Raw genomic sequence first — 25,570 nt, 5'->3', positions numbered from 1 at the left:
GTCAATCTTTTCGTTGATAGGTATTACATAAGCTTCCGCTGCATAATCGTCATCAGAAAGCCCCTCAGGCTCGCCGCCCCGCGCCGTCGCCCGCGCGTCGCTCGGCTCTCGTCCTCTCCCAGCAGAAAAAAAGGGAGAGATAAAACTCACCCAAACCTCACAGTGTTTGTAAATTGCGGCACGACAACCTCATCTGTTACCACTGGAACCTGAACCGGGGATTTCATGACCGACACTGCCATCCTGCTGATCGAGGACGAAGCCAGCAACGCCGACATTATTTCGTCGGTCCTGCGCAAGGAAGGCTTTGCCGTGACCTGGGCGCAGACCGGCCAGAAAGGCCTGGCCGCCGCCGGAATGACCCCCTTTGATCTGATTGTGCTGGACCGCATGCTGCCCGACATTTCCGGCATCGACGTCATGACCCGCCTGCGCGGCGCCGGCATCGAGACGCCGATCCTGATGCTCTCGGCCCTGTCGCGGTCGGAAAACCGCTCCGAAGGCCTGGAAAGTGGCGCCGACGACTATCTCGGTAAGCCCTTCGACGACCATGAACTGACCGCCCGGGTCCGCGCCCTGTTGCGCCGGTCGCGCAACCACGTCCACAGCGCCGTGCTGCTGTATGGCGATATCGAACTGCACGTGAAGTCGCGCACCGCCCACCGTCAGGGCATCCACCTGGCCCTTTCGCCCAAGGAATTCGAAATCCTGAAGCTGCTGATGGAGCATGCCGGCGATATCGTCACCCGCGACATGATGCTGAAGGAGGTCTGGCACCTCAACTTCGACCCCCAGACCAATGTCATCGACGTCAATATGAGCCGCCTTCGCCATCGCCTGGAAGACGAATTCGCCACCCCCTGCCTGGAAACCGTGCGTGGCGCGGGTTTCCGGCTGATGGCCCCCAAAGTAAAGAGTCAGAGTCTTGAGTAAAGCAGCTTCCCGGTCCGCGCCTGCGCCCGCTTTGGGCTCCAAGACTTCGGGCTCCAAGGCTTTGGCCCCAAGATCTCTGGCCCCAAGATCTCTGGCCCCAAGATCTTTGGCCATGGCCATCGCCCTGCGCGTGGCTCTGGCGACAGCCCTGGTGTGCACCGCGGTTTTTGGTCTTGTCTACGCCGTCCTGCAGCACCAGTCGCGCGCCGCGCTGCAGGCGACCATCGATACCGACATCGCCGGCCTGTCCGACATCTACCGCGCCGAGGGGGCCGACGGCCTTAGCCAGCGCCTGCGCGAGCGCCTGGACCTGGCCCCGACCGCCAGCGAGCGCCCGGTCTATATCGTCATCGACCGCCAGGGCCGCGCCCTGGTCGGTGATGCCGCTCAATGGCCGAGGCTGGACTCAGCCGTGTCGCAGGCCGGTGTCGTCGTCAGCGGCGGCGAAACCATCCTTGTCCGCGTCACCCAGCTGCGCGGCGGCGTCAGGCTGATGGCCGGCCGATCCATGGCCCTGGCTGAGCAGTCGCTTGGCAATACCCGCCTGCTCTTCCTGGCCGCCCTGGTGTTGATCGTCGCCAGCGCCTTCTTTGTCGGCGAGTTCGCCGCTCGCAAACTTCGGCGTCGGATCGGCGCGATAAACGCCGTCTTCGATTCGCTCCACGACGGCGATTTCAAGACGCGCACCGATGTCGGCGCCCGTCACCCGGACGATCTCGACGCCTTGTCCGTCCACGTCAACCTCACGCTCGACCGGGTCGAACGCCTGCTCAAGGCCCAGCGCGACGTCAGCGACAATATCGCCCATGAGGTCCGCACCCCCCTCACCGCCTTGAACCAGCGTCTGGAAGACGCCCTGGCGCGGATCGACGATCCCCACGCGGTAACCAGCCTGCAGCAGGCGCAAGGTCAGGTGCGTATTACCCTGCGCCTGCTCGATTCCCTGCTCGACATTGCCTCCGCAGAAGCACAGCGCGGTGACCTGCGCGCCCTGGCCGAGGTCGACCTGTCGGCCCTGGCGCGTGAATTGTGCGACCTGTACGAGGCCAGCGCCGAAGACGCCGGCATGACCTTGACCACCGACATCGAAGATGGCGTCGTGGTTCGCGCTGACATCACGCAGATGTCGCGGCTGATGGTCAACCTGCTCGACAACGCCATAAAATATGCGCCCCTCGAAGATGGCGCCGCTGGAAAAACCCTGCACCTCACCCTTCGCCACGGCCCGGTGATTACGGTCGAGGACGACGGTCCAGGCATTCCCGATGGCGACAAGGTTCGCGTTTTCGACCGCTATCACCGTGCCCGGATGTCGCTCGCCAAAGGGCATGGTCTGGGCCTGGCCCTGGTCGCCGCCATCGCTGGCCGTCACAATCTCACGGCCAGGGTTGTAGACACCCACCCGGATAAGGTAAGCAAGGGGGCGAAGTTCATTATATCGCCGGAGAGTGGAGCTTGATCAAGGGGTGGGGGTCGATCGTACCGGTGGTAGCCGCCTCCATGCTGATGGCCTGCGCCCCCGTGTCCGGGACGGATGCCAACCTGGCCCAGGCGGGTGCAAGCCGTCTCGAAAGCCTTGACCTCGACCGGATGCGCGGCGATGCCGATACGGTCGCCGACATCCTGCAACGCGGACTGGCCGCCGAGGCACGCGGCGACGGCGACGCCCTGCTGGTTCAGGCCCAGGCGCTCAGCCTGATGGGCGCCAGGCCCGAAGACGGGGCGCCCGACCTGGCACGGCAATGGGCAACTCGGGCAAGGGCCTTGGGTGCCCGGCCGACGACCGCGGTAGCCTTCCGCGGCCGCACCCTGGGCCCGGGATACAGGTCGGGCAAGGTATCGGCCAACGGCGCCTTCCGCACGCGCCAGACCTACAGCGCCGGCCAGCGTGCCGAAATCGTCCTGGTGCCGGTCGACGACGCCCCCCTGAGCCTCGAAGTCCGGGACGACGAGGGCGCTTCGGTCTGCGCGGTCGCACCGTCGACGCGCAATCTCGGCTGCCGCTGGGTTCCGACCTTTACCGGCGCGAACGAGATCGAGGTCCGTAACGACAACCCTGTGACGGTGAATTTCTACATCGTCTTGAACTGAGCCGTGCCGCGACGGGACCGTCAGGTCTGATGCCGGCTTCGCCATCTTCGGCAACGGACCGCGGAGGTCAGGCTTATACCTATCAACGAAAAGATTGACACATCGACAGTAGGTAGACCCCTCCGCCTCGAGCCTCGCCGGCAGGCAGCGCTGCGCCCTTTGGGCTCGCTTGCTCGGCACCTCCCCATTTGAAATGGGGAGGAGAAGAAACCATTGAACATATTCTTTTTTCTCCTGACCATTCCTTCGATGGGGAGCGGGGTGGCCCGTGCCATGGCGAGCAAGCGGAGATCGAAGATCGTAGCGCTGCCTGCCGACGAGGCTCGAGACGGAGGGGTCCCCTGGCGGAGAGAATGTCAAAGTCAAAGTGCGGCGTCATTATACCAGGAATCGTTCCTTATGAAGCTTGGTATGAGGTCGATTTTCGCCACATTTACACCACACTTGGTTTGGCGATGGATTACAAATTCTGTAACCCCTGTTCAGGGTATTGCAATCGCGCCGCGCGGATGTATCCTGTGTTCAACAAACGAAGAGACGCGAAGTTCACCGGAAAATACAACGTAAAAACAGCAACTTGTCGCAGACATAATCATCAAAACCAAGGCCTTTCCCCTGCCGTTGTGTTGTCGCGGCGATCCGGGTAGCATGGGGAAATGCGCGATGCCGCAGCCACCCCGACTCATCTTTGTGACTGAAACATGGCGACTTTCTGGCCATACGACTATCAACGCAATGGCACGAAAAGGGGCCTCGATATGATCAAATTTGCTGTTGCCGCCGCGGCGGTTCTGGTGCTTGGCGCCATCCCTCCCGGCACTGCCCTGGCGGGCACAGATGCCGAGGCTATGCGCTGCCGTGCCATTGGTGAGACCATGGTGATGATAGGTATCAGCGAGAAGGAAGCCATCACCCTTGCTCGAGAAGGCATGACCAATCCCACGGCTGAAGATCAGGAAACCCTGAACGCCTTGGCAGAGTTGGAAATGTTGACAGATTCGACCATAAGGGTTGGCGAAATGCTGATTGAGATTTACGCCGATGCACCGACCCCGACCGACGCCCTGATGGATGAACTTCTCAAAGCCGACATCGATGCCCTGCTGGATCAGGTGGAAAAGTGCGGATGATGGCATTCATGTTCTGATACAGAGATTTTGTCATCGCGCAGGGACTCCATGGCTTTACGGACCCCTTACGTCAGATACAATCCACCCTCAGCAACCCTGTTGTTTTACATGCCATAACCCCGGCTTTCCGGTCTGCTGACAACGAATAAAAATCCGGCCTCCCGCATCCGCAAAATAGGCGTCGCCAAGCCTTGACTTGTATCGCCTCACGGGTTCTAACGCGCGTACTACTCAGAAGGGAAGCCTGCGCCATGGAACTGAAGGTCACCAAGATCGGCAATTCGCTGGGGATCATCATGCCTAAGGAAGTCCTGACGCGGCTGAAGCTGGACAAGGGCGACAGCATCTTCATTACCGCCACGCCGGATGGCTATCGCCTGGTCCCCTACGACCCCGGGTTCGCCGAGCAGATGAACACGGCGCGCGAGTTGATGCGCCGGCGCCGAAACGTCGTCAACGAACTGAACAAATAAGATGCCGTTCCAACTGATCAAGGACGGGGTGATCCAGGCGGTTCACGACGAAATCTGCGCCCACCACGGCGGCCGTACGGGCCTGCGCGAAGTCAGCATGATGAAGATGTTGTACGCGCGCGCCCACGTCCTGAACATGAGTTCGGCGACCGACCTGGCGTCCCTGGCCGCCTGTTATGGTTACGGCCTGGCCCACGATCAGCCCTTTCACGTCGCCAACCTGCCGACCGCCCTCGTGGTGATCGAGCTGTTCCTCACGCTCAATGGCTACCGGCTCAATGCCGACGATACGGCCTGTTTCCTGGGGCTGATGGTGGTCGCGCAGGGTGAGTTAAGCGCCGAAGCCTTCGCGTCCTGGATTCGCAATCACGTGGTTCCGCTCTAAAGCGCAATCTGCCAAAGTGTGCACCACCCGCACGGGCGCTCCCGATTTCGCAAAAATTGCGCGACAAAGCAGGACCTTAGAGCGCAATCCGATAAAGTGTGACGCACTTTTCGGATAAATTGCGCGACAAAACAAAAACTTAGAGCGGGATTTTGACTCCATCAAAACTCATCCCGCTCTAGAGATGAGCTTTGATTCCATCAAAACTCATCCTGCTCGAGCGGCGCGACTCAGTCCAATAAGCGATCAATCAGTCACGCCTTGCGGATGCGTCCATGTCCAGACCTCAGCCCACCATTTTGGCCCATCCCTTGCCGTCTGCCGACCAGGCCGACCTGTTCGAACGTCCGTTAGCCGACGCCGCAGACGGCGGCATGACGCACGCGACCGCGTCCGTGCGCGCGGATGGCTGGCACAGCCCGGCCCTGCCAGCGACCTATCGCTACGGCGACCGGCCCGCCTACCCGCAGCCACACGGATATCCCGGCCGGGCGGGCTACGGCCCCTATGGTGCCGCCCGCCAGCCGGGATATCCTAAGGTCTATGGCTGATCTCCAGCCGACAGAGGTAAGGCTCTGGTCGTCTTGACAGACCTAGGCCCGAACCAGTGTCACATTGATATTGCCGCGGGTCGCGTTGGAGTAGGGACAGACCTGATGCGCGGCGGCAATCAGTCGGTCAGCCGTGGCGCCATCCAGGCCTGGCAGCGAAATCTTCAGAGTCACGGCCAGACCGAAACCCGTAGGCGTAGGCCCGATACCGACTGACGAGTCAATGCTGGCGTCCGCCGGCACGGCAACCTTTTCCCTGCCCCCGACAAACTTCAGCGCGCCGATGAAACAGGCGGCGTAACCCATGGCAAACAGTTGTTCCGGGTTGGTCCCGTCGCCACCGGCCCCGCCCAGTTCCTTCGGCGTCGACAGCTTCAGATCGAGATTGCCGCTCTGGGCCGTGCCTTCGCGGCCACCGGTAGCCCTGGCATGGGCGGTGTAGGCAGCGGTGATGGTTTGGGTCATGTGTAAGTCTCCTCGCGTCAAATAGGTGATGAACAACTTAATTGTGCACAATCTATTGTCAAGTGCATTGTGTGCAATTAAATTGTCGGCATGACCCGAACCCCCTCCCCGCCCGAACTGCGCCTCGACAGCCAGATCTGTTTCGCCGTCTATTCGGCCGCCCATGCCTTTGCCCAGGCCTATCGTCCGTGGCTGGAGCCCCTCGGCCTGACCTACCCGCAGTACCTGGTCATGCTGGTGTTGTGGGAGCGCGACGGGCGTTCGGTCACCGAGCTGGCCCAGCCGCTCCAGCTCGATTCCGGTACCCTGACGCCTTTGCTGAAGCGGATGGAAAAAGCCGGCTTTCTGACGCGCGGCCGCGATGACAAGGACGAACGGATTACCCGCATCCATCTGACCGATTTCGGACAGTCGCTGCGTGACCAGGCCCGGCGAATCCCCGCGGCCATGCTATGCCATTCTGGGATGGACCTGAACCGTCTGACCGAACTTCGCGAACATGTTCAAGAGCTTGGAAGAACTTTACGGCAGGCGTGAGGTAGCCAAACTACTAAGCGATTGCTATCCAGTTTAAGCCGGAATCTCGCTTCACAAAAGACCAGGAATTTACGTGGTCTTCATAAGACGTCGTAGAAGCTCGCGCTCCCGGATGAGGTACGTGGTACAAAGGAATGGAACTGCCAACATTCCGACTGAGATTTAGCGGGTCACGAGACGCAAACATGGGATTCCCCCATAACATTCTTTTTGCATCGCCGCCCAGACACACGACAGCCTTTACATTTTTCATTTGAGACAAAACGTAGTCGACCACTTTCATTGAGCCGTCAAACACAGGACGTCCCACCGAAAAATCTTTCAAACTATCCGACACGCCGCCGGACTTAAGAAAGAAACAGGCATTTCCATAAAGCACACCGCACGTGGACGAATTTTCTCCGGACAGATTCCCCGAATTCCCAAAAAGAAATTGCATGAGGTTTCTGTTTGTATTGAGCCCAGTCCGGCCATATCTACCGTCTCCGTCGTTGTGCCGAAATGCAACATCCGAAGCATAACCTCGCCGGATTACATCTTCGACTATATCTGAGGGAGCGAAATCCTTGGCAAGAACAAGAAGCTCTCCGCTCCAGTCGCCGCACAGGTGCTCTGTCCCATAAATTACGGACGGATTTATGCCCAACTCGAAAACGTTCTTATAGCCAGGAGCTCTGAGATCCTTGATCCATTGGGGAATTGGGCCAACCTGCGTAGTGTGCGTCATGTAGTCCTCCTGTTATTCAAATTCCCCTAACGATTGATGCTGTCAGAATTAGTCAGCAACCTCGATCGTCGGCAGCCGGTCGATCGGTTCCAGGGTGATATTCCGGAAGAAGGTCTCCGCACCCTCCGACTGGAACTGGATGCGGCCGTGGGTCAGGGGCTGGCACACGCCTGCCGCATCGGTGTCGCACAGGTTCCACACCTCCATGACCGGCACGCCATTGACGACGTGGATGGCGCGGTCGCCGAAGACATAGAGGTCGAGTGTGTTCCACTGACCCACCGGCTTTTCGGCGTCGCGGGCATTCTCGACATTCCAGTCCGCCGTGTTGCCGATGGTGGTGTACTCCGGCGCGCCGACGGTAAAGCGGTGGCCCGGCGCAATGATGGCCGGGTCCTTCATGGCGGTGGTCGTCGCCTTCAGATTGGCGCCAACCGGCACGATCATGCCGGTCGAGCCTGTCATGATCTCGAACTCCGCTGAGCGCATCCAGGTGCCCCACACCGCGCCCGGCTCGCCATGGCTATGGTACAGCAAGCCGTTGTTTTCCGGCAGGTCCAGGCGCGGGGCATGGCGCTTGCCGCTCCATTTATACTCCAGCCGCAGGTGATAATTGCCGTAGTCGCCCTGGTGGACCAGGCTGCCCCAGGTCTTGCCCGAAATGAACAGAGCCGGCGCCCCGTCTTCCTGCACGACCTTGAAGATATCGCCCTTGCCCGCCGGACCGATCGACGGGGCATGGTCGGGTGAATAGGTCTGGGCCGGGTCGGGATAGCCGAGCCAGGCGTCCCAGGCATCGATATCCTTGCCGTTGAACAGTTCGACGGCGGGGCCGGTGGCGACCGGCACGTCTTTCAGGACCAGTGTCTGGGGCGTGTAGACGCCCTCAGCCAGAACCGGCGTGGCCAGCAGGCACAGACCGATCAGAAACGCGCTTCTCAACATGTTTTATCCTTATGGTTTTATACCACCCCAATTTGACTTTGACCTTCTTTCCGAAGGGGCCGCTCCGTCTCGAGCCTCGCCGGCAGGCAGCGCTACGATCTTCGATCTCCGCTTGCTCGCCATGGCACGGGCCACCCCGCACCCATCGAAGAGATGGGGAGGAGAAAAAAGAAAAAGTTCAATAGCTTCTTCTCCTCCCCATTTCAAATGGGGAGGTGCCGAGCAAGCGAGCCCAAAGGGCGAAGCGCGTCGAGGCGGAGGGGTCCTCTTACTTTCGATGTGTCAGCCATTTCGTAGGTTGGCATTACAGTACAAGTTCCGCACGAACCACGGTGACGGCGTGACCGCGCAGCAGCACACGGTTTCCGGCCAGTTCACCCTGGATCTCGGCGCCGCGTTTGGGATGGGCCTGGTAGAAGTCGACCACCGTCTTACCCGTCAGGCGGTGATAGAGCGGCGTCAGCATGCAGTGCATGGAACCGGTCGCCGGATCCTCGTCGATCCCCATGTCGGGCGCGAACAGTCGCGACACGGCGTCGTAGGGTTTCCAAGGATCGGCCAGCGCCGTGACCACGACGTGGCGGTCGTTGTAGACGCTGCCGGCATAAAGCGGCAGGGCCTTCAGATCCGGCGTCAGGCCGCGCACCGTCGCTTCGTCGTCAAACAGGGCGATCAGGGCCGGTCCGCCATAGACGGCTGTCGGCACAGCACCCAAGGCGGCCGCCAGGTCCGGCATAGCGATCGCCACGGGTTCATAGGCCGGGAAGTCCATTTCCAGGCCCCTGTCCGTCCGGGTGACGATCAGGTCACCCGACAGGGTCGAAAACACCAGCCGGTCAGAGTCATGCCCCAGGTCCTCGAACAGGACATGGGCTGAAGCCAGGGTAGCATGGCCACACAGCTTGACTTCGCAGGCCGGCGTAAACCAGCGCAGGTCGAACCGACCCTCTCCGGCCGGCCGCAGATAAGCCGTTTCGGCCTGGTTGTTTTCCATAGCGAGCGCCTGCATCCAGGCGTCATCGGGCCAGTCGGTAAGCGGCTCAACCACCCACGCGGGGCCGCCCTTGAACGGCCCCGTGGCAAACGCATCGACGAGGAATTGACGCATGACGGGCTTACTTGCCCTTCATGGCGTCGGCCATATTGATCTTCATCCCGCCGGGCATGACCATGTCGCCGGGCTTCATGTCGGCGCCGCACGCGCCCAGCCATTTACCGGCGACCGTGGTTGATACATCCTTCATGCCATCCTTCGCCGGATCGAAGGTCGCGGTGATGGTCTGCTTATAGGCGGTATCGCCCATCATCTCCATACGGACCTTGGTGTCGATCGTCTGGGCGCCGTCCTTGCAAACCGCCGACATGTCGATGACATTGCCGATATGAGTGATTGTCTGGTCGCTACAGTTGGTATTGCCCTGCTTCATCGGGCCGGCATTGGTGGTGAAGCTGGTCGAAAGGGCCTCGTCCAGGCAGATCTTGGTGGTGATCGACTGGGGCATCTTGGCGATCTGGGTCTTCAGTTCCCACAGCCCGGCCTTCAGGGCCGGGCCGGTGACGCCCGCGGTTTTGCCCGTGGTCATGGCGGCGGGAGCATCAGCGGGCGCCGCCGATTCACCCATGGCGCCGTCACCGGCCTCCTTCTTGCCGCACGCCGCCAGGGCGAGCACGGCGACGCATACGCAGATACTGAGGTTGAGCCTGTACATATCGATCCTCCTGCTGTCACCGCGAACTTAGCGCCAAGCTGCAGAGGAACCAAATGCTTTCGGGGTCATCTGTCGGGTTTTTGCGCTCTCAGGCGGAGCGGGTTACCCAGCTATCTCACATCTCCGCCGGATTGTCCGGCACGCGCCAGTCGATCGGCGTAACCCCCTGCGCTTCCAGAAACCCGTTGGTCTTCGAAAACGGCTTGCTGCCAAAGAAGCCAGTGTAGGCCGACAACGGCGACGGGTGCGGCGCTTTCAGCACCAGGTGTTTGCCGGTATCGACAAAGGCCGCCTTCTTCTGAGCGTAGCCCCCCCACAGGATAAAGACCACGGGATGAGGCTGGTCGTTGACGGCGCGGATCACCGCGTCCGTGAAAGTCTCCCACCCCTTGCCCTGGTGGGCATTGGCCACGCCCATCTGCACCGTCAGCACGGCATTGAGCAGCAGCACGCCCTGCTTGGCCCAGTGCTCCAGAAAGCCATGCTGCGCCGGTGGGATGCCGAGATCGGCCTGCAGTTCCTTATAGATATTGACCAGGGACGGCGGAACCTTCACGCCCGGCTGGACGGAAAAACACAGACCGTGGGCCTGGCCTTCGCCGTGGTAAGGGTCCTGGCCCAGAATGACCACCCGCACCCGGTCCACCGGCGTCAGGTCCAATGCGCGGAAAAACTCGCTGCCCTTGGGGAAGATGCGCTTGCCGGCCGCCAGTTCCTCGCGCAGGAACTGCTTGAGCCCGGTCATATAGGGCTTGTCGAATTCAGCGGCCAGCGATGCTTTCCAACTGTCGTCAAGTCTGATTTCGGGCATGGCGCATGATCCCGCAAAGAAAGCAAAAACGGAGAGCCCGCGACGAAGTCAGTCTCATGGCGGTCGGTTGGCCCATGCCACGGCACGGTTTCAGACTCTGCATCAAGGTTGGATGCGTTTTGATAGACGTAAAATCCCGCTCTAAATGATCAGAAAATCACTGGCGGTCAGGGAATTGGTGGTAACGCCCAAAAGGGTGATCGTATCGCCGCCATTGTGGAAATCGATATAGGCATTGCCGCCGCTGTAGGTGATGTTGGACAGCAGTTGCGACATCGAGCCGCCAACCATGGCCGAGGCAACCACGATCAGATCGGTGCCATGGCGAACGTCGGTCAGCGTGTCCTGACCGCAGCCCACATCGAAGACGAACCTGTCAAACTCACTTCCGCCCGTCAGGGTATCATTGCCGGCACCGCCCGTGAGGGTGTCGTTGTCGGTGGATCCCTTGATACTGTCGTCGCCCGCACCGCCCAGAATGATATCGGCGCCCTTGCCGGCATCAATAGTATCATTGCCGTCGCCGCCATTGATGGTGTCATTGCTGTCGCCGCCAAAGACAACATCAGCCCCGCCCCCGCCGGCGATCGAATCAATGCCGGTGCCACCATTCAGAATATCGGCGTTCTGTCCGCCAGTCAGGGTATCATTGCCGGAACTGCCGTCGAGGTAGTTGACGCCATTGCCGCCACTCAACCTGTCATTGCCCGAACCGCCCATCATCAGGTCATCGCCGTCGCGGCCAATCAGGCTGTCATTGCCCGACCCGCCGTCGAAGGTGTCATTGCCACCTCCGCCGTCCAGGGTATCGTTGCCCTTGATGCCCAGAAAAGTCTCAGGGGCAGCCGTCCCGATGATGGCATCGGCATAGTCGCTGCCGCGATAGATGCCATCGGCCGGCGGCGGCATTTGAACCGTGGAATTCGAGCCTGTCAGCACCACAGCTGCACCGCGGGTGTTCTGGATGGTATTGCCATAAACAGTGGTGTAGTCCGAGCCATCATTGACTTCGTTGACACCATTCCTGGCGCCAATCGCCTGGTTCTCATAGATCGTGTTGTTGCGAACCGTGTTGTAGAGGGACTCATAGTAGTCGCCGGACGAACCGGCCGTATCGTTATAGGCCTGGATCTGGATCTCGCTGTACTTGGCGTCGCCGAGATCGGAGTTGTTGAAGATGGAATTATTCTGAATCAGGGTGTGGGTCGCGCCGTACAGGCGAATACCGTAGGTGTCGTTGTCGTGGATGCTGGCATTCTCAATGGTGACGTGATCGGCCATCTGAACCAGAATACCACCCTTGGCGTTGTCATAGAATTCGCCGCCGGAAATCGCTACGCGGGTCGGCCAGGTAATGTCCTCGCTGCCGCGCTGGACCGTGACGCCGGCGCCACCATTGCCGTAGGCAACGCTGTTTACGATGGTGAAATCACGCGTGCTGGTGACCACATTGAAGCCATGGCGGCCATTATCATAGGCGACACAATTGACGAAGGTGCTGTTGATCAGATAGTCGGCGGTAAACCCGTCCAGTCCATTGCCATGCGACACGCTGTTGCTCACCGTCAGGTTGACGGTCTGTTCGTGCGGATCAAAGCCATAGCCCTCGCAGTTCATGATCTCGACGCCGTCAACCGTGATGTTGTACGCCTGGCCGGGATTGCCGGGCGCAACGCCGGTAAAGAAACCGTCGATCTTGCCGCTGGTATTGGCGCGGTTGCCATCAAGGGTCAGGTCGCGGACCCCAACATCGTGGGTCTGTACCGCGAAGGGCGTGCGAATGATGCCGGTGATCTTGCCGCTCCAACCATCGGCGACCTTGATCGTCGTCTCCCCCATGCCATCGCCGTATATCGTAACATCACTGAGCAGGCGCAGGGCGCCGGTAGAATTCATGATGTCATTGCCCGTTACAATATAGAGACCGGCAGGCAGGTAGACGCTGCCACCACCGGCGGCATGGGCGGCATTGATTGCGGCCTGGATGGCCTTGGTGTCATTGGCAACCCCGTTGCCCTTCGCACCGAAATCCAGGACGTCGTAAATCAGTCCGCTGGCTTGCACGCCCTGTTCAGCGACCGGGTCCGCCTGGTCCGCCACTGGGGCAGGCGAGCGTCCGGGCGAAGTGGCGACACGAGCGCCGTCGAACGCGACGGGCTCGAAATGAACGGTGGCCTCGGCTAGGTTCCAGCCTGTCTCGGATGCGGGCGCCGCCAGGACGGGAAGGCGACCGTCGGCGTCGGACGTATCGAGCAGACTGCGTTCGGCGCGGGCGGTCATAACTGCGTCAAGCTTGAGCACCGGACACTATCCTTTTCAAGACATCGCAAGCTGGCCACATCGTCCGGCATGCATATATTGCACCGCACAACGTACATGGTTAACACCTGCTCATGCAAGCCCTCCCGCCCAGGAAATCGCCGGCGGTGCCCAGATATATGTGGCCTGCCGGCAACACGGGTCCGCCCCTGCTGACCCATGGCTGCTTAAGCTTAGACTCTGGCGCGCGACGCGTCTTGATGGCGTCAAAGCGCGGCTCCAGGTTTTTGTTCTGTCGCGTAATTATTCTGAAAACGGGAGCGCCCGGGCGGTAGCGTCCACTTTATCGCACGGCGCTACACTTTATCGGATAGCGCTCAAAGGCTGCAGGCGTCGATGACCTCGCCCTTGACCTGGGTGCGCACTGTCTTTCCGCCGGCGGTCACTGTGCTCTCACCGCTGAAGGACTTGCCGTCACCCGAGAAGGTGATCCGCCCCTCGCCTTTCGCTGCCGCGCACTGGGCCGTCCAGGTCACGCTGTCGCCGCTGCGCTGGAAGGTCTGGTTCGGACAGCGTGGCCCCGTCAACTTCTCGATCGGCCGGTTCAACTGGGCCGCGCCCATGCACATATAGGTCATGCGGTTTTCCACCTCGGCGCCGTTCACGCTGGTATCGATGGAGATTTCATATTGCTGCGGCCCGGTCTGGGCCGAAATTTCCGACGCTGTCATCAGGCCACCGGCGCTGAGCAGCAGGCAGGCGGCAGCGAGCCGCGGGAGTTGGGACATAGGCGTATCCTCTGAAAAAGGCGGCCGCCCTAGGATTGGCGGTCTCGTATCGACGCGCACACTGTCCCTCGAACACACCCGGGGGCGTGATCACAACGTCAACTTAACATAGTTAACGCCCGCGGCAAGCTCACGATTGCGCTGGCGGCGGCACCCGGATCGGATTGTCACTATACAGAACCGGATTTTGGCTCTGCCAGTTGCATGCCTCGGCGTCCTTGTGCGCCTTCCATGCCTTCAGCAACGCGGCGCGGCGCTTGGGGTAGCGCTTACCCGTCAGGTCCCAGCTCTTGATACGGTCGGTGCGGAAGCTGCGGAAATCCTGACGAAGCTCGCACCACCCGATCAGCAGCCGGACATGGTCGAAAAAGCCCAGGGCGAACGGCCAGACTGTGCGCTCCGTGGTGTCGCCCTTCAGGTCAGTATACCTCAGGGACACGCACTGTTCGGCCCGGATGGCGCTGCGGATATCGCCCAGGTCGATCGCGCTTTCGTGGCGCGGCCAGGCCGGCGCCACCAGCAAACCGGTCGATTCCAGATCGTCGCTCATATCCTTGGGCAGGACGGCGGCGATCTTGGTCAGGGCGTTGTGCGCGGCCTCACCCAGACGGGCATCCGCCCGGTCGGCGACCCAGCGCGTCCCCAGAACCAGAGCCTCAAGTTCTTCCTGCGACAGCATCAGCGGCGGCAGCATATAGCCTGGTCGTAACACATAGCCGACGCCCGGCTCGCCTTCGATATGGGCGCCCTGGGCCTGCAAGGCGGCAATGTCGCGGTACAGCGTACGCAGCGAAATATCGAGCTCGCGCGCCAGTTCGGCACCGGCCACCGGATAACGATGTCGGCGCAGCAGTTGCAACAGGTCGAGAAGGCGGGTGGCACGCGTCATGGTTCGAAACCGCAAAAGGGATGGCCGGGATACGCTGCACTATGTTTTAGCTCAAGCGCCGCATGGCTCGCGCCACCGTGCGCGGCGGCCGCAGTACTGATTTTGGCGCCCGCTGTGCAGGGGTTCATGAGCCAGGCTCAATCCCCCATCTCGCTATAGTAGCACTAGTGCCAAATTTTGTCAGCAGGCGCACAATTGAACGACGTTTGCCAAAGTCCTGAAACAGGGTGGAGCGGGGGGTAAAGAAAGGCAGATTTCTGACCACGAACGTCACGAACAGACACGAACGAGAGAGATCCCATTCGTCTTGTTCGTGTCTGTTCGTGTGGTTCGTGGTAAAAACCTTATTCTTACAGCCCTTTTGAGCTCTTCGGCGAAAGCCATCGCGAATTGACAGGTGGAGACGGATCTTTACGAGCCGTCACGTCACCAGCGTCCAGAAGCCGACCTTACGTCCGTGTTGCGTCTTGAGTTTGGCCCTGTAGGCGACATGCGACTCAAGATCGTTCGGCGACCATTCTGACTCCGCGACATCCGGGGCCAACCTGTCCAGCGCTGTGAGATAGCGGGCCGCGAACGGATAGGCTTTCGAACGGGCCTTGGCCAGAATATCGTCCAGCAGGGCGCGGTACAGGACCGTCGCTGCCAGGGCATATTCGTGTTCCAGCGCTTCGGCGACGCCCGGCAGGATATGGTATTGTCCGCCATCCCACTTTGTTCGGTTCCGTATGACCAGGTTCGCGGCCAGGTCGCGGCGCGGCCAGCGCAGAAACAGCATCAGGGCGGCATAGAGTCGCGGCGACGACATGGCGTGGTCAAAGGCGCGGTCCAGGGCTTCGAAGTCCTCAAAGTCCGGCAGGGCCTTGATATAGTCCCGCAGGATATCGGCATCCAGGTTCGCCGCGAAGGCCTTCCACCGCAACGCCTGCGCTTCGGGTTTGCGCCCCAGCGTGTCCAGGATCTTCGCTTCCAGGCTGGCGCGATCGGGCGCCATCCCGGCCAGCGCCATGGCATCATCCGAAAAGGAAACATAGCGGCTGACGGGCCTTTCGCGCCTTACCCAGTCCAACGCCGCTTCGGCCCGGCCCGCCGCCAACAGACGCTCCGCCAACGCCATCGGGTCCTGGAGGTTGGGGTGTTTCTCGGCCTCAAGCCTAACATAGGCGTCCAGGTCACCGAGCGCGTCGGCAATGATCTGGCGCACCTCATGGTATTGGCGGGCGTTCGAGATGACGTAGCGGTCTTTCGAGGCCTCGTCCTTGGCCTCCTGCGCCTTTTGCCGTTGCTGCAGGTCGGCGCTCCACGCCTGCAGCGCGGCCGGCGGGACATGGGGGGCGACGGCGCGGGCGGTCCCGATCAGGTAGCCGTGCGAGGTGTCGCCCAGCGCGGCCATGACCCGGTCAGGCAGGAGGGCGGCTTCGTCCGCCGTCAGTTTCTGCGCCAGGTTCCCCAGGTGCTCGATCGCGTCCTCATAGACGTCCTGCACCTGGCCGTGGGAATCGTCGACCCGTTCGAAGACGGGCACATGGGTGGCGACGAAACGCAGCAACCGGTCAATCGCCATGGCGGGTGCGATATCGCCCAATTGGCTGGCAATGGTCGCCACCGTGGTCGCCAGGTCGTCGCGGAAGGCGCGCGCCTTGTTCCAGTCGATGAAGCTGCGCGCAGTTTCCAGCGCCCCCAGCCGCCGGTCAATGAGCTTTGCCACGGCCGCCGGTCCCTGCTGCCCGGCCAGAGCCGCCTTGACCTGTTTGCGAAACTGCGGGTTGCGTTCGGCTTCTTCGAAGACGATCCGCGCCAGGGCGTCGGCGCCCAGCTCACGCAGGCCGTCCAGCGAATAGGCAGGTTTGCGCGCCATCGTTCAGTGTCCTTTGGTTGCGACTCGAAGCGATAAAACACCTGGGCCGCGCCTGTCGACTCCAAATCCTAAACCTAAGGCCTCTTGCGCTTCGGCCAGGCGGCCGGAGCGATGACTGTGCGCCACGAAGACATGGTCTTCGGGCGTGCTGGACGACTTTCCGAACCTGGCAGCCTATGTCGCCGGCGGCGAAGCCCGTCCGACCTATTAGCGTGCCTTCGCCGCGCAGAAGGCGGCCTTCCTGACGGTTGGGGCGACCTTAACAGCCTGCGCCCGGAGGAGCTTATTCCAACCAATGATGACTCTGACTCATCGGTGTTGCTTCCTTCTCCTCCCCATTTCTTCTATGGGGAGGTGGCGAGCAAGTGAGCCAGGCCGAAGGCCAGTGGCGAAACGCGTCGAGACGGAGGGGTCCTGTTTATTGCGATGTGTGAACATCATCGTTGGTTGGCATTATACCAGCCCGCGAAATTCTTGACACATGCTGGGTTGGGGAAAGACAGATTTCTAACCACGAACCTCACGAACAGACACGAACATGAGAGATCCCATTAGTCTTGTTCGTGTCTGTTCGTGAGGTTCGTGGCAAAAACCTTATTCTTGCCCCCCCCCTAAAGCTCCTGCGACCAGCAGCTCAGCTTTGGCGATCGCTTGTTTGCCCTGCGTTTGTCTGCGTTTTAGGTAAAGGAATGGATGTCTTGAATGGCACAGACATTCGACATTCCGCATCACGTACCTGTTTTTCCCATCCCGAGGTGGGCCGCAGCCGTCGTAATTTGATGCGACGAAAGCGCTATCCATCTGAGGCACCGCGATTTACGAAGTCTTCCAGGGCATCGACGCTGCTCATCACGGTTTCGAAATTGGGCGCTTCGCCGAAGATCATGGCGGACATTCGGGCGTAGTCGCGTTGAAGACGGCTCCGCATATCTTCCGTTGGCCTCAAGCGGTAGGTGCCGGGGACGGCGCGCTCATAGCCATGATCTGGTGCTCGGAACATCAGCATCTTGTGTTGGCGGGCCGCTTCAGCCAGTTCGCCCAGAGCGGCGGTTGCCTCACCATATCCATCGGCAGTCCAGATCTGGTGGATGTCGTAGTAATGCCGTGAATAGCGATTGAGATCAGGCACACGTCGGCCTGGGTCCCCAGCAGCCGCGCGCTTTAAGGTCGTTTCGGCCATCGCATGAAGGATCAGGACCTTTTCCCAGAAGGTCCGTTCAGGGCGCACCGTGGTGACGTTCGGCACCGCCAGGGCTTCCGGATTTCCCATTTCAGGCGCAACATAGGGCAAAATTGTCCGTGGCTCGGCGGGAACGGGATCGGGCCTGGCACCACCTTCAATCCGTACGGCCGGCACGACGTAGCCATCGCTCGCATCAAATGCGCTCTTATACGTCACGATGAGGATGTCGAGCGCGTCGGTCTGGCGATAGTCGTCAAAGTCGAAACGCGTCGAGAAGTGGTCAGTGTCGCCGATTTTCGCGGCAGTGTTGGCCAGTTCGGCGTCCAATGCGGTTTTCAATGGCCCCGAAATGTAGGCGCGCGCGGCTTCGTCGACGCGCTCACGCAGGACCCTGTCACGCTGGTTGTTTGAGGCCAGGGCGGCGATCTCAGCTTCCAGGGGGGCGTTGATATCGGCCTTGTAGACGCCAATATCGATGTCTTCAGAGAATCTTTGGATCAATCCAAACGCCTTGCTCAGACTGGTTCCGCCCTTGAAATAAAGGCGGACGCCATCGTCCGGCCTGCGATTGAACAGGAAGTCCAGGATCCAGCAGACATAGAGGTCTTTCTCGATGTTTTCAGCGCGCGTCTTTAGCCTCGCTGCCGTTGTTTCGAACAAGGCCCGGCGGGTATCAATATCGGCACTTAGAATCTCGAGGAATCTACGCTGCATCGTCGCCCTTTTGCTCGGACTTGCGGATGATCATGTCGATAACCGTATACATCCACGACGGCACGCCCGCGCGGTTTTCGCGCAGATCGGCCAGTATGTCGTCACGGCGCGCCGAGCGATCGAGGTAGCGAACAATACCATTGATCAAAGCCGGTTCAGTTGCTCGATCGTCCTTGAACCAGTCAAGAGCCTGGATAATCCGCATCGCGGGATGCCCTGCCCAGAAGGCCGTCCTGGCCGAAATGCGTTTGAAGTCGAGACGGTAGATGACCGGCGCAGTTGCCTTCGGGTCTCCGTAATTTGCCTCGATCTCGATCGTGCGCGGGTGCGTATCGGCGTGAACCGTGGTGCGTGCCGGAACGGCCGTCGTCAGGCCAAGGTCATTGGCGGCCGTCATGCCATCGACAATGACGCGTAATTTGTCGCGCCGCGCGATGGCATCGATGAAGGCCGAACGCGGCGGAAAAACCATCTGTCCTGTTAATGTGCTTGTCGCCGGCTGGTCATAGAGGCCACGGTGGACCCGGCGGATCGTTCCCTGGTCGGTTAGCCGTTGCAGCGCCTTTTCGATCCCGTAGGGAGAAGCTATGTCTAGAAAATCGGCTTTTGACCATACACCTGCGGGCGCCACCGCAGCGATGCGGTTGGCCACTTTCTGCATTGTTTCCGAAGTTGGATCAGGCATGGCATGGTTCCCAGTGACCAGAAAATATATACATATTTTGGTCACTGACAAGTTACTGACCAAATATTATATATAAATTTTGGTCAGTGCCCGACGGGACGTGCGTCACCCCAAGCTTCATGTCCGAAGGGGCCGGCAAAAGCTGGACGACAGTCGGCATCATTCTGCATCCCGGCGATCAGCCGCTCAGCTTTGGCGATCGCATGTCCGCCCTGCCCTTGTCCGTGTTTTGGGCCAAGGGATGGCAGCAGGCTTGACTGGAAAACACGGCGCATCCCCGCTCTTCCTTTCCCTCTCCCCTCTTGAGGGGAGAGGACGAGAGCGGAACGAAGTGAACGCGATCGGGTGAGGGGCCAGGAAGCTGAGGGGCAACTTGCTTTCTTCGACATTGCGTGTGACGTCACCGTGTTACGCCCTAACGTCTCCTCCTCCCCATCCCTTCAATGGGGAGGTGGCGAGCAAGCGAGCCCGAAGGGCGGAGCGCGTCGAGACGGAGGGGTCCTCTTCGTGCCATTGGTACTATACCTCCCCATCTCTCTTCGATGGGGCGGGGGACCGTTCGAGGCTGCCTCGCTGCGAAAGCCTAAGAAGGGTGGTGGGGCGACTTACTGTCTTCGACACTCCGCAACACGTCCCCGCCCCACTCTGGTGCACCCGACAAAGCGCGACTTAAGAATATTTGTGAATTTTTCTTACTCCGTGTTAAGATGCCGGTTACAACGGAGACGCAGCCATGGCGACGATGACGGTATCCTTGCCCGACCAAATGAAAGACTGGATCGAGGCCCTGACGCAAAACGGTGAGTACGCCAGTTCCAGCGACTACGTCCGCGATCTGGTCCGTCGCGACCGTGCCAGTCGCGAAGTCAGGCGCGGGCAAGAGATGACTCTGGAGGACCTTCGCCACCTGGTGGCCGAAGCGCGCGCCGGCGGCATCAGTTCGCGTACCGTCGATGACATATTCGCAGACGCCAAACGGATCGTTCAATCCCGCGCCGGAAAATCCGAGTGAGCGGTTATCGGCTCAGCCTGCGCGCCGAGACCGACCTGCTCGACATTTTCATTTTTGGCATCGAACAGTTCGGCGTCGTCCAGGCGGAAATCTACCAGGAACAACTGACCCATTGCTTCGAGCTTCTGGCGGAGTCGCCGCGCCTTGGACGCCCTGCCCTTGTCTGTGCTTTGGGCCAGGGAATGGCAGCAGGCTCGACTGCAAAACACGACGCGTCCCCGCTTTTCCTTTCCCTCTCCCCTCTTGAGGGGAGAGGACGAGAGCGGAACGAAGTGAACGCGATCGGGTGAGGGGCGGCGAGCCTGAGGGGCGACCTCGGTGGCCCCCGGCAAACGCTGGACGACGCTCGGCATCATTCTTTATGTCGGCGACCAACCGCTCAGCTTTGGCGATCGCTTGTTCGCCCTGCCCTTGTCTGTGTTTTGGGCCAGGGGATGGCGGCCAGCACTAAAAAGTCGTTGAGCTGGCCTTCGGGATGGCAGAAGGCGTGCCCACATCAAGCGTGCGGTACGCTTTGCCTTTCTGCGTTTTGAAACGACTCGGTCTACTAGAGATTTTCGAATTCCAGAACCCTCGCACACAGCCTATCGTGGCGATAACCCGCGATGCACTGGAGACAGCCATCCCGCAATCACAGATCAACTTGTAGACAGCCGACTTATGTCCGTAGCGAAATATTTAATGTCGTTCACCACGGGGGGACTATACCTCAATGAAAGTGTCGCTGTTGCGCGCCTTTATTCTCCAGGTACCGCCTGGGACGACTTGATAGGTGATGCGGTTCAGTTCGGGGCCTTCCCCGTTCGCAAAGAAAACTCAGCTCGCCGCACCATAAGGGAGATAACGAATCGCCTTCGTCAGCTTTCCGACGATGAGATTGTGTTTTTCTGCGAAGCTGAGCGCGCTGATCAGTTGGCATTCCTCTGGTTGGCAGCCTGTCGCGCTTACCGGTTCATCCGCGAGTTTTCTGTTCAAATTCTGTCTGACCGCTTTTTGACGGGCCGATACGAGATCACCTATGGTGATTTTGACGCCTTCTACGAACGCAAAGCCGAATGGGCGCCCGAACTCGCTAAGATTACGACGTCAACTCGGCTGAAACTTAGAGCGGTTCTGTTCAGGATGATGCGCGAGGCTGAAATCTTATCTGAGGATAATCGCATTCAGTCAGCTCTGTTGTCTTCCCGTTTTGTTAGATATGTCGTTACATGCAACAAAGACGAAATATCAATCTTTCCGGGTGGTGAGAGATTGGCAAAAGGGGTTTTGCCGTGAAAGGAACGAAAACAGCAAAGGCCTGGCAGGATCACCTCCTGAAAGTTGTCGGCAGCGATCGCTTTCTGAAAATGCGCGGCCTTAATAATGAAATCCCGTTTTTCATTTGCGCCTACGCACCACATCAGGCCGTCGAGATGGATGACGTTGCACGCAATGTCCGCCGCCAGCTTGGCCATGGCGGCATCACCGTGCTGGATATCAACCTTTACGACCTGAGCCTTTCCCTTCTTCAGGATCGAGGCATTTGGGAGCAGATCCTCGAACAGGAACCGTCAATCGACAAAGGCGAGCTTCTGGAGCTTTTGCAGGGCGTGCTTGACACGAACGACCACCTCATACCGACAATTGCCAGGCGGCTGGCATCCGAAGCCCATGACGTTCTGTTTCTTACGGGTATTGGTGAAGTCTTTCCCTACATCCGTTCGCACAACGTGCTGAACAATCTGCAAAGTACAGCAAAGGATAAGCCGACCGTGATGTTTTTCCCGGGCAGCTATACGCACAGCCTGGCGTCCGGCGCCGAGCTTGTGCTGTTCGGCACGCAATCCGATGACAAATATTACCGCGCATTCAACATAGAACACTACGAGGTCTGAGGGGAACATGGCGAAGCTGAGAGAGATTTTCGAAAAGCCTGTCGACCGTGCGATCGAGGGCGTTATCAAGGCTGATGATGATGCCAGCCTGCGTATAGAGATCGAAGAGTACGTCATTACCAAGGAGATCGAGACACAGCTCGATAAGTTCCTCCACGCCTACAACCACTATCAGACCGCCAACGGTGTCTGGATTTCGGGCTTTTTCGGTTCAGGCAAGTCCCACCTGCTGAAAATGCTGGCTATGCTTCTGGAAAACCGCGACGTCGACGGCACCCGCGCGCTTGACCTGTTCCTACCAAAACTGGGCGACAACGCTATGCTGCAGGCGGAGCTGACCAAGGCGGTGTCGCAGCCATCACAAAGCATTCTGTTCAATATCGACCAGAAAGCCGACGTGATTTCCAAACAGGACGTCGACGCCCTGCTGTCGGTATTCCAAAAAGTCTTCGACGACATGTGCGGCTATTACGGCAAGCAGCCCCATATCGCTCAGTTCGAACGCGATCTGGATAGCCGCGGCCTTCTGGTTAAATTCCGTGATATCTATGCCCGCATTGCCGGCAAAACCTGGGATCGCGGCCGGGAACAAGCGTTGCTTGAGGGCCTGAGCATTGCCAAGGCTTATGCCGAAGCGTCAAACACTGACACAGCCGAAGCGCAAGGCTTGCTGTCCAAATATCGTCAGGATTTCCGCTCATCGATCGAGGATTTTGCGGAAAAGGTTGGCGCCTATATTGCAACCCAGGCCAAGGGCTTTCGCCTCAACTTCTTTGTCGACGAAGTCGGCCAATACATCGCCGACAATGTGAAACTGATGACCAACCTGCAGACCATTGCGGAAAGCCTGAACACGAAATGTCGTGGCCAGGCATGGATCATCGTCACGGCCCAACAGGACATGGGCTCGGTCATTGGAGAGATGAACCAAAACCAAGCGAATGACTTCTCTAAAATCCAAGCGCGTTTCGCGAACCGGATGCCGCTCAACAGCGCCGATGTGGCCGAGGTCATCCAGCGACGCCTGCTGAAGAAAACATCGGCCGGTGTGGACATCCTGTCGAGCCTCTATCAGCGTGAACAGGGAAATCTAAAAACACTTTTCGACTTCACGGACGGCTCAGTAAAGCTCAAAAATTTCAAGGACGAAGAGCACTTTGTCCAAAGCTATCCGTTTATCCCCTATCAGTACGAGCTGTTTCAGCAGTCGATCCAGAACCTGTCTCAGCAAAACGCCTTCGAAGGCAAACATAGCTCGGTCGGCGAACGTTCGATGCTGGGCGTGTTCCAGGATGTCGCGAAGCGCCTGGCCGATATCGAGATTGGCGCCATCTCGTCGTTTGACCAAATGTTCGAAGGTATTCGGACGGCGCTGAAATCAAGTGTACAGCAGTCGATCCTTCTGGCAGAGCGCAATCTCGATAGTCCCTTTGCCACACGCGTGCTCAAGGCTCTGTTCCTTGTCAAATACGTCAAGGCCTTCAAGCCGACGGTCCGGAACGTCGCTATCCTCATGTTGGACGAATTCGACCTCGACCAGGCGAAACATCGGCGCCGGGTTGAGGACGCACTCGCCCTCTTGGAAGGTCAAACCTACATCCAGCGCAACGGACAATATTTTGAGTTCTTGACCGACGAAGAAAAGGACGTCGAGCAGGACATCAAGACGGTCAGCGTGGACAGCTCCGAAGTATCCAGACAGTTGGAAGAACTTATATTCGATGGCGTGCTCAAGAACCGAAAGATCAGGCATGAGGCATCGTCGCAGGAGTTTTCGTATGGCCGTTTGCTGGATGATCGTCTGTGCGGCCGCGACCAGGAACTCTCCATCAATGTCATAACGCCCTTTCATCCTCACGCCGCCAACCTTCAGGCAATCGCGATGGAGAGCATGAGCCGCGCTGAGTTGGCCGTGGTCATGCCGTCGGACAAACGGTTCGTTGACGATCTTCTGATGTACAAGAAGACTGAGAAATATGTCCGTCAGGCTCGCCAAAGCGGGCAGCGCGAGGCCGTCGAACGGATCATTCGTGACAAGGCGGACCAGAACGGCGCGCGGCTTAAGGAACTTACGACAAAGTGCCGGGCCATGCTGTCCGAGGCCGGCCTTATCGTGCGCGGAGAGCCGCTGGATATCCGCGCAGAAGACCCCCAGGTCCGAATCGAGCGCGCGTTTCAGACGCTGGTCGACAAGATTTATACCAATCTCCCAATGTTGCAGGGTGTGGATTACAAGGAACAGGACATTGCAGCGACGTTACGACGCGGCAATGATGGCATGTTCGACGAAGTTGGCACCAGCCTGACCGAGCCTGAACAAGACGTCCTGAATTTTGCGCAATTGAATGGGCGCCAAGGCCTTCGCACCACGGTGAAAGTCGTCCTCGAACGCTTTGAAAAGAAACCCTATGGCTGGTCGATGTGGGCCATTCTTGCTACGATTGCCAGGCTCGTAAGTCGCGGAAAAATCGAGGCGAAGCTCGATGGCGCTGTACTGGAAAACGATGATCTGGAAAAGCGCCTGCGCAACACGATCAACCATTCCAATTTGGTTCTGGATCTCCAACTGGAGTTCACCGCAGGTCAGATCAAAGCGCTGCGTGAATTTTATCGCGACTTTTTCGACCAGCCCGTGGACAGCACGGAAGCCAAGACCCTGGGCAGCGAAACGTCGGAGGCATTCGACCGGCTGGCGAGCGAAATCAAGGCCTGGCGGCATGATATCAAGGCCTATCCATTCCTCGAAAGTCTGGCGGGCTTCGACGCCCCGATCAACGACACTTTGAAGAAGTCCTATGCCTGGTACATCACCGACCTGCCGAAAATGGCCGATACGCTGTTCGATCTCAAGGACAAGGTCATTGACCCCATCCGCAGATTTATGAACGGGCCACAGCGGGCCATTTACGACGATGCCCGCCATTTCCTGTCCGAAAACCAGGCCAATCTGGGCTATGGATTGTCGGACGCGGCGGCGGCGATCACAGGCGTTCTTGACGATAAAGATTGCTATAAGGGTTCTGCGGTCCAACAGATAAAGGGCAGTTTGGACGACCTGAAAATTGCTCTGGAAACGCTGCTAAAGCGAGAACGCGATACGGCAACCTCGGATATTGCCGACATGCGCTCGAAGATCGCAGACCAGGAGGCCTTCCTGTCCGCCGATGAGACGGTCAGATCGCGGATAGATCGGGCCTTTGGTGATGCGGCCCGCGAGATCCAGCAGGCCAGGCTCGTGGCGGTCATACGCGAACGGACATCCAACTTTCGCGACATCACCTACAACAGCCTTCTGGGTCTGCTGGAAGCGCCGCCGCCATCCCCACCAACAGAGTCCGCGGGCGCCGGCGTAGCCGAGCCCCGCGCGACCCCTTTTGTCGCCGCACCGGCAGCGGCACCTATAATCGTTTCGATGTCGTCGGTGCGCGTGAAATTCGAAAAGGCCGTGCTGGCGGACGAAGCCGATGTCGACGCCTATCTGGTGCGCCTGAAGCAAACCCTGGTGAGTGAACTTTCCGCCGGCAAGAAGATCTCCGTTTAATTGGCCCCGG

26 protein-coding genes are annotated in these 25,570 nt (G+C 59.4%); 14 read left to right on the top strand and 12 right to left on the bottom strand.

Features of this window, described 5'->3' with window-relative positions:
* Positions 1-225: 225 nt before the first annotated feature.
* The 7 genes from ABAC402_RS31945 (at position 226) to ABAC402_RS31920 (ending at position 5,563) form a co-directional block, all read left to right on the top strand.
* Complete coding sequence (locus tag ABAC402_RS31945) at positions 226-933, top strand: response regulator transcription factor (RefSeq protein WP_023449880.1); 708 nt, start codon at positions 226-228, stop codon at positions 931-933.
* 112 nt (positions 934-1,045) lie between these two features.
* A complete protein-coding gene (locus tag ABAC402_RS31940; RefSeq protein ID WP_023449879.1) occupies positions 1,046-2,392 on the top strand; it encodes a HAMP domain-containing sensor histidine kinase in 1,347 nt (448 codons plus the stop codon).
* On the top strand, positions 2,389-3,024 hold the full coding sequence (locus ABAC402_RS0120325) for a hypothetical protein (RefSeq protein ID WP_023449878.1): 636 nt from the start codon (positions 2,389-2,391) through the stop codon (positions 3,022-3,024). Before ABAC402_RS31940 ends, ABAC402_RS0120325 begins: the two co-directional genes overlap by 4 nt.
* Positions 3,025-3,782: 758 nt before the next feature.
* Positions 3,783-4,154 carry a hypothetical protein gene (locus tag ABAC402_RS31935; RefSeq protein ID WP_155847394.1) on the top strand — a complete coding sequence of 124 codons (372 nt, stop codon included), beginning with the start codon at positions 3,783-3,785 and terminating at the stop codon, positions 4,152-4,154.
* A gap of 251 nt (positions 4,155-4,405) precedes the next feature.
* Positions 4,406-4,627 (top strand): AbrB/MazE/SpoVT family DNA-binding domain-containing protein, encoded by a 222-nt coding sequence (locus ABAC402_RS31930; RefSeq protein ID WP_023449876.1) that lies wholly within the window; start codon positions 4,406-4,408, stop codon positions 4,625-4,627.
* 1 nt (position 4,628) lies between these two features.
* The gene (locus tag ABAC402_RS31925) at positions 4,629-5,012 is read left to right on the top strand and encodes a type II toxin-antitoxin system death-on-curing family toxin (protein WP_023449875.1); all 384 of its coding nucleotides are present in this window, start codon (positions 4,629-4,631) and stop codon (positions 5,010-5,012) included.
* A 275-nt stretch (positions 5,013-5,287) separates the two neighbouring features.
* The gene (locus tag ABAC402_RS31920; RefSeq protein WP_023449874.1) at positions 5,288-5,563 is read left to right on the top strand and encodes a hypothetical protein; all 276 of its coding nucleotides are present in this window, start codon (positions 5,288-5,290) and stop codon (positions 5,561-5,563) included.
* Positions 5,564-5,605: 42 nt separating this feature from the next.
* Here the strand turns inward: ABAC402_RS31920 and ABAC402_RS31915 are convergent, their stop codons facing one another.
* The gene (locus ABAC402_RS31915; protein WP_023449873.1) at positions 5,606-6,028 is read right to left on the bottom strand and encodes an organic hydroperoxide resistance protein; all 423 of its coding nucleotides are present in this window, start codon (positions 6,026-6,028) and stop codon (positions 5,606-5,608) included.
* A gap of 90 nt (positions 6,029-6,118) precedes the next feature.
* Between ABAC402_RS31915 and ABAC402_RS31910 the strand changes: the two genes are divergently transcribed.
* Positions 6,119-6,565: a MarR family winged helix-turn-helix transcriptional regulator gene (locus tag ABAC402_RS31910; protein ID WP_023449872.1), complete on the top strand. Its 447-nt coding sequence runs from the start codon at positions 6,119-6,121 to the stop codon at positions 6,563-6,565.
* A 13-nt stretch (positions 6,566-6,578) separates the two neighbouring features.
* On the opposite strand, the gene ABAC402_RS40255 is transcribed toward ABAC402_RS31910, so the two are convergent.
* The 11 genes from ABAC402_RS40255 to ABAC402_RS31870 all read right to left on the bottom strand — a co-directional run bounded on the left by ABAC402_RS40255 (position 6,579) and on the right by ABAC402_RS31870 (position 19,133).
* The gene (locus ABAC402_RS40255) at positions 6,579-7,292 is read right to left on the bottom strand and encodes a hypothetical protein (protein ID WP_155847393.1); all 714 of its coding nucleotides are present in this window, start codon (positions 7,290-7,292) and stop codon (positions 6,579-6,581) included.
* Between the two features lie 48 nt (positions 7,293-7,340).
* Positions 7,341-8,237 carry a DUF1080 domain-containing protein gene (locus ABAC402_RS31905; protein WP_023449871.1) on the bottom strand — a complete coding sequence of 299 codons (897 nt, stop codon included), beginning with the start codon at positions 8,235-8,237 and terminating at the stop codon, positions 7,341-7,343.
* A 304-nt stretch (positions 8,238-8,541) separates the two neighbouring features.
* Entirely contained in the window at positions 8,542-9,345 is an 804-nt protein-coding gene (locus tag ABAC402_RS31900; protein WP_023449870.1) for a PhzF family phenazine biosynthesis protein, read from the bottom strand.
* Positions 9,346-9,352: 7 nt separating this feature from the next.
* A complete protein-coding gene (locus tag ABAC402_RS0120320; RefSeq protein WP_023449869.1) occupies positions 9,353-9,946 on the bottom strand; it encodes a DUF3617 family protein in 594 nt (197 codons plus the stop codon).
* Positions 9,947-10,061: 115 nt separating this feature from the next.
* Entirely contained in the window at positions 10,062-10,757 is a 696-nt protein-coding gene (gene ung, locus ABAC402_RS31895; protein WP_023449868.1) for a uracil-DNA glycosylase, read from the bottom strand.
* A 141-nt stretch (positions 10,758-10,898) separates the two neighbouring features.
* The gene (locus tag ABAC402_RS40250; RefSeq protein WP_155847392.1) at positions 10,899-13,058 is read right to left on the bottom strand and encodes a glycosyl hydrolase family 28-related protein; all 2,160 of its coding nucleotides are present in this window, start codon (positions 13,056-13,058) and stop codon (positions 10,899-10,901) included.
* 335 nt (positions 13,059-13,393) lie between these two features.
* On the bottom strand, positions 13,394-13,804 hold the full coding sequence (locus ABAC402_RS31890; RefSeq protein WP_023449866.1) for a DUF3617 family protein: 411 nt from the start codon (positions 13,802-13,804) through the stop codon (positions 13,394-13,396).
* Between the two features lie 130 nt (positions 13,805-13,934).
* A complete protein-coding gene (locus tag ABAC402_RS31885) occupies positions 13,935-14,693 on the bottom strand; it encodes a YafY family protein (protein ID WP_023449865.1) in 759 nt (252 codons plus the stop codon).
* Positions 14,694-15,114: 421 nt separating this feature from the next.
* Positions 15,115-16,551: a DUF6880 family protein gene (locus tag ABAC402_RS31880; protein ID WP_023449864.1), complete on the bottom strand. Its 1,437-nt coding sequence runs from the start codon at positions 16,549-16,551 to the stop codon at positions 15,115-15,117.
* Positions 16,552-17,344: 793 nt separating this feature from the next.
* Positions 17,345-18,448, bottom strand: coding sequence for a nucleotidyl transferase AbiEii/AbiGii toxin family protein (locus tag ABAC402_RS31875; protein WP_023449863.1), 1,104 nt, complete (start codon positions 18,446-18,448; stop codon positions 17,345-17,347).
* A complete protein-coding gene (locus ABAC402_RS31870; RefSeq protein WP_031235659.1) occupies positions 18,438-19,133 on the bottom strand; it encodes a DUF6088 family protein in 696 nt (231 codons plus the stop codon). The genes ABAC402_RS31875 and ABAC402_RS31870 overlap by 11 nt, the downstream gene beginning before the upstream one ends.
* 119 nt (positions 19,134-19,252) lie before the next feature.
* Between ABAC402_RS31870 and ABAC402_RS40245 the strand changes: the two genes are divergently transcribed.
* The 6 genes from ABAC402_RS40245 (at position 19,253) to brxC (ending at position 25,560) form a co-directional block, all read left to right on the top strand.
* Positions 19,253-19,390: a hypothetical protein gene (locus ABAC402_RS40245; protein ID WP_023449861.1), complete on the top strand. Its 138-nt coding sequence runs from the start codon at positions 19,253-19,255 to the stop codon at positions 19,388-19,390.
* Between the two features lie 476 nt (positions 19,391-19,866).
* On the top strand, positions 19,867-20,145 hold the full coding sequence (locus ABAC402_RS31865; protein ID WP_023449860.1) for a type II toxin-antitoxin system ParD family antitoxin: 279 nt from the start codon (positions 19,867-19,869) through the stop codon (positions 20,143-20,145).
* Positions 20,142-20,435, top strand: a complete 294-nt coding sequence (locus ABAC402_RS31860) for a type II toxin-antitoxin system RelE/ParE family toxin (RefSeq protein ID WP_023449859.1) — start codon at positions 20,142-20,144, stop codon at positions 20,433-20,435. Before ABAC402_RS31865 ends, ABAC402_RS31860 begins: the two co-directional genes overlap by 4 nt.
* Positions 20,436-20,805: 370 nt before the next feature.
* Complete coding sequence (locus tag ABAC402_RS31855) at positions 20,806-21,420, top strand: DUF1819 family protein (protein WP_031235657.1); 615 nt, start codon at positions 20,806-20,808, stop codon at positions 21,418-21,420.
* Positions 21,417-22,019, top strand: coding sequence for a DUF1788 domain-containing protein (locus ABAC402_RS31850; protein ID WP_023449857.1), 603 nt, complete (start codon positions 21,417-21,419; stop codon positions 22,017-22,019). Before ABAC402_RS31855 ends, ABAC402_RS31850 begins: the two co-directional genes overlap by 4 nt.
* A 7-nt stretch (positions 22,020-22,026) precedes the next feature.
* Positions 22,027-25,560, top strand: a complete 3,534-nt coding sequence (brxC, locus tag ABAC402_RS31845; RefSeq protein WP_023449856.1) for a BREX system P-loop protein BrxC — start codon at positions 22,027-22,029, stop codon at positions 25,558-25,560.
* Positions 25,561-25,570: the final 10 nt, after the last annotated feature.

It is taken from the genome of Asticcacaulis sp. AC402, assembly GCF_000495835.1.
Lineage (GTDB): Bacteria > Pseudomonadota > Alphaproteobacteria > Caulobacterales > Caulobacteraceae > Asticcacaulis.
Note: the sequence above shows the minus strand (reverse complement) of the source record. Positions and strands in the feature narration are given on the sequence as shown.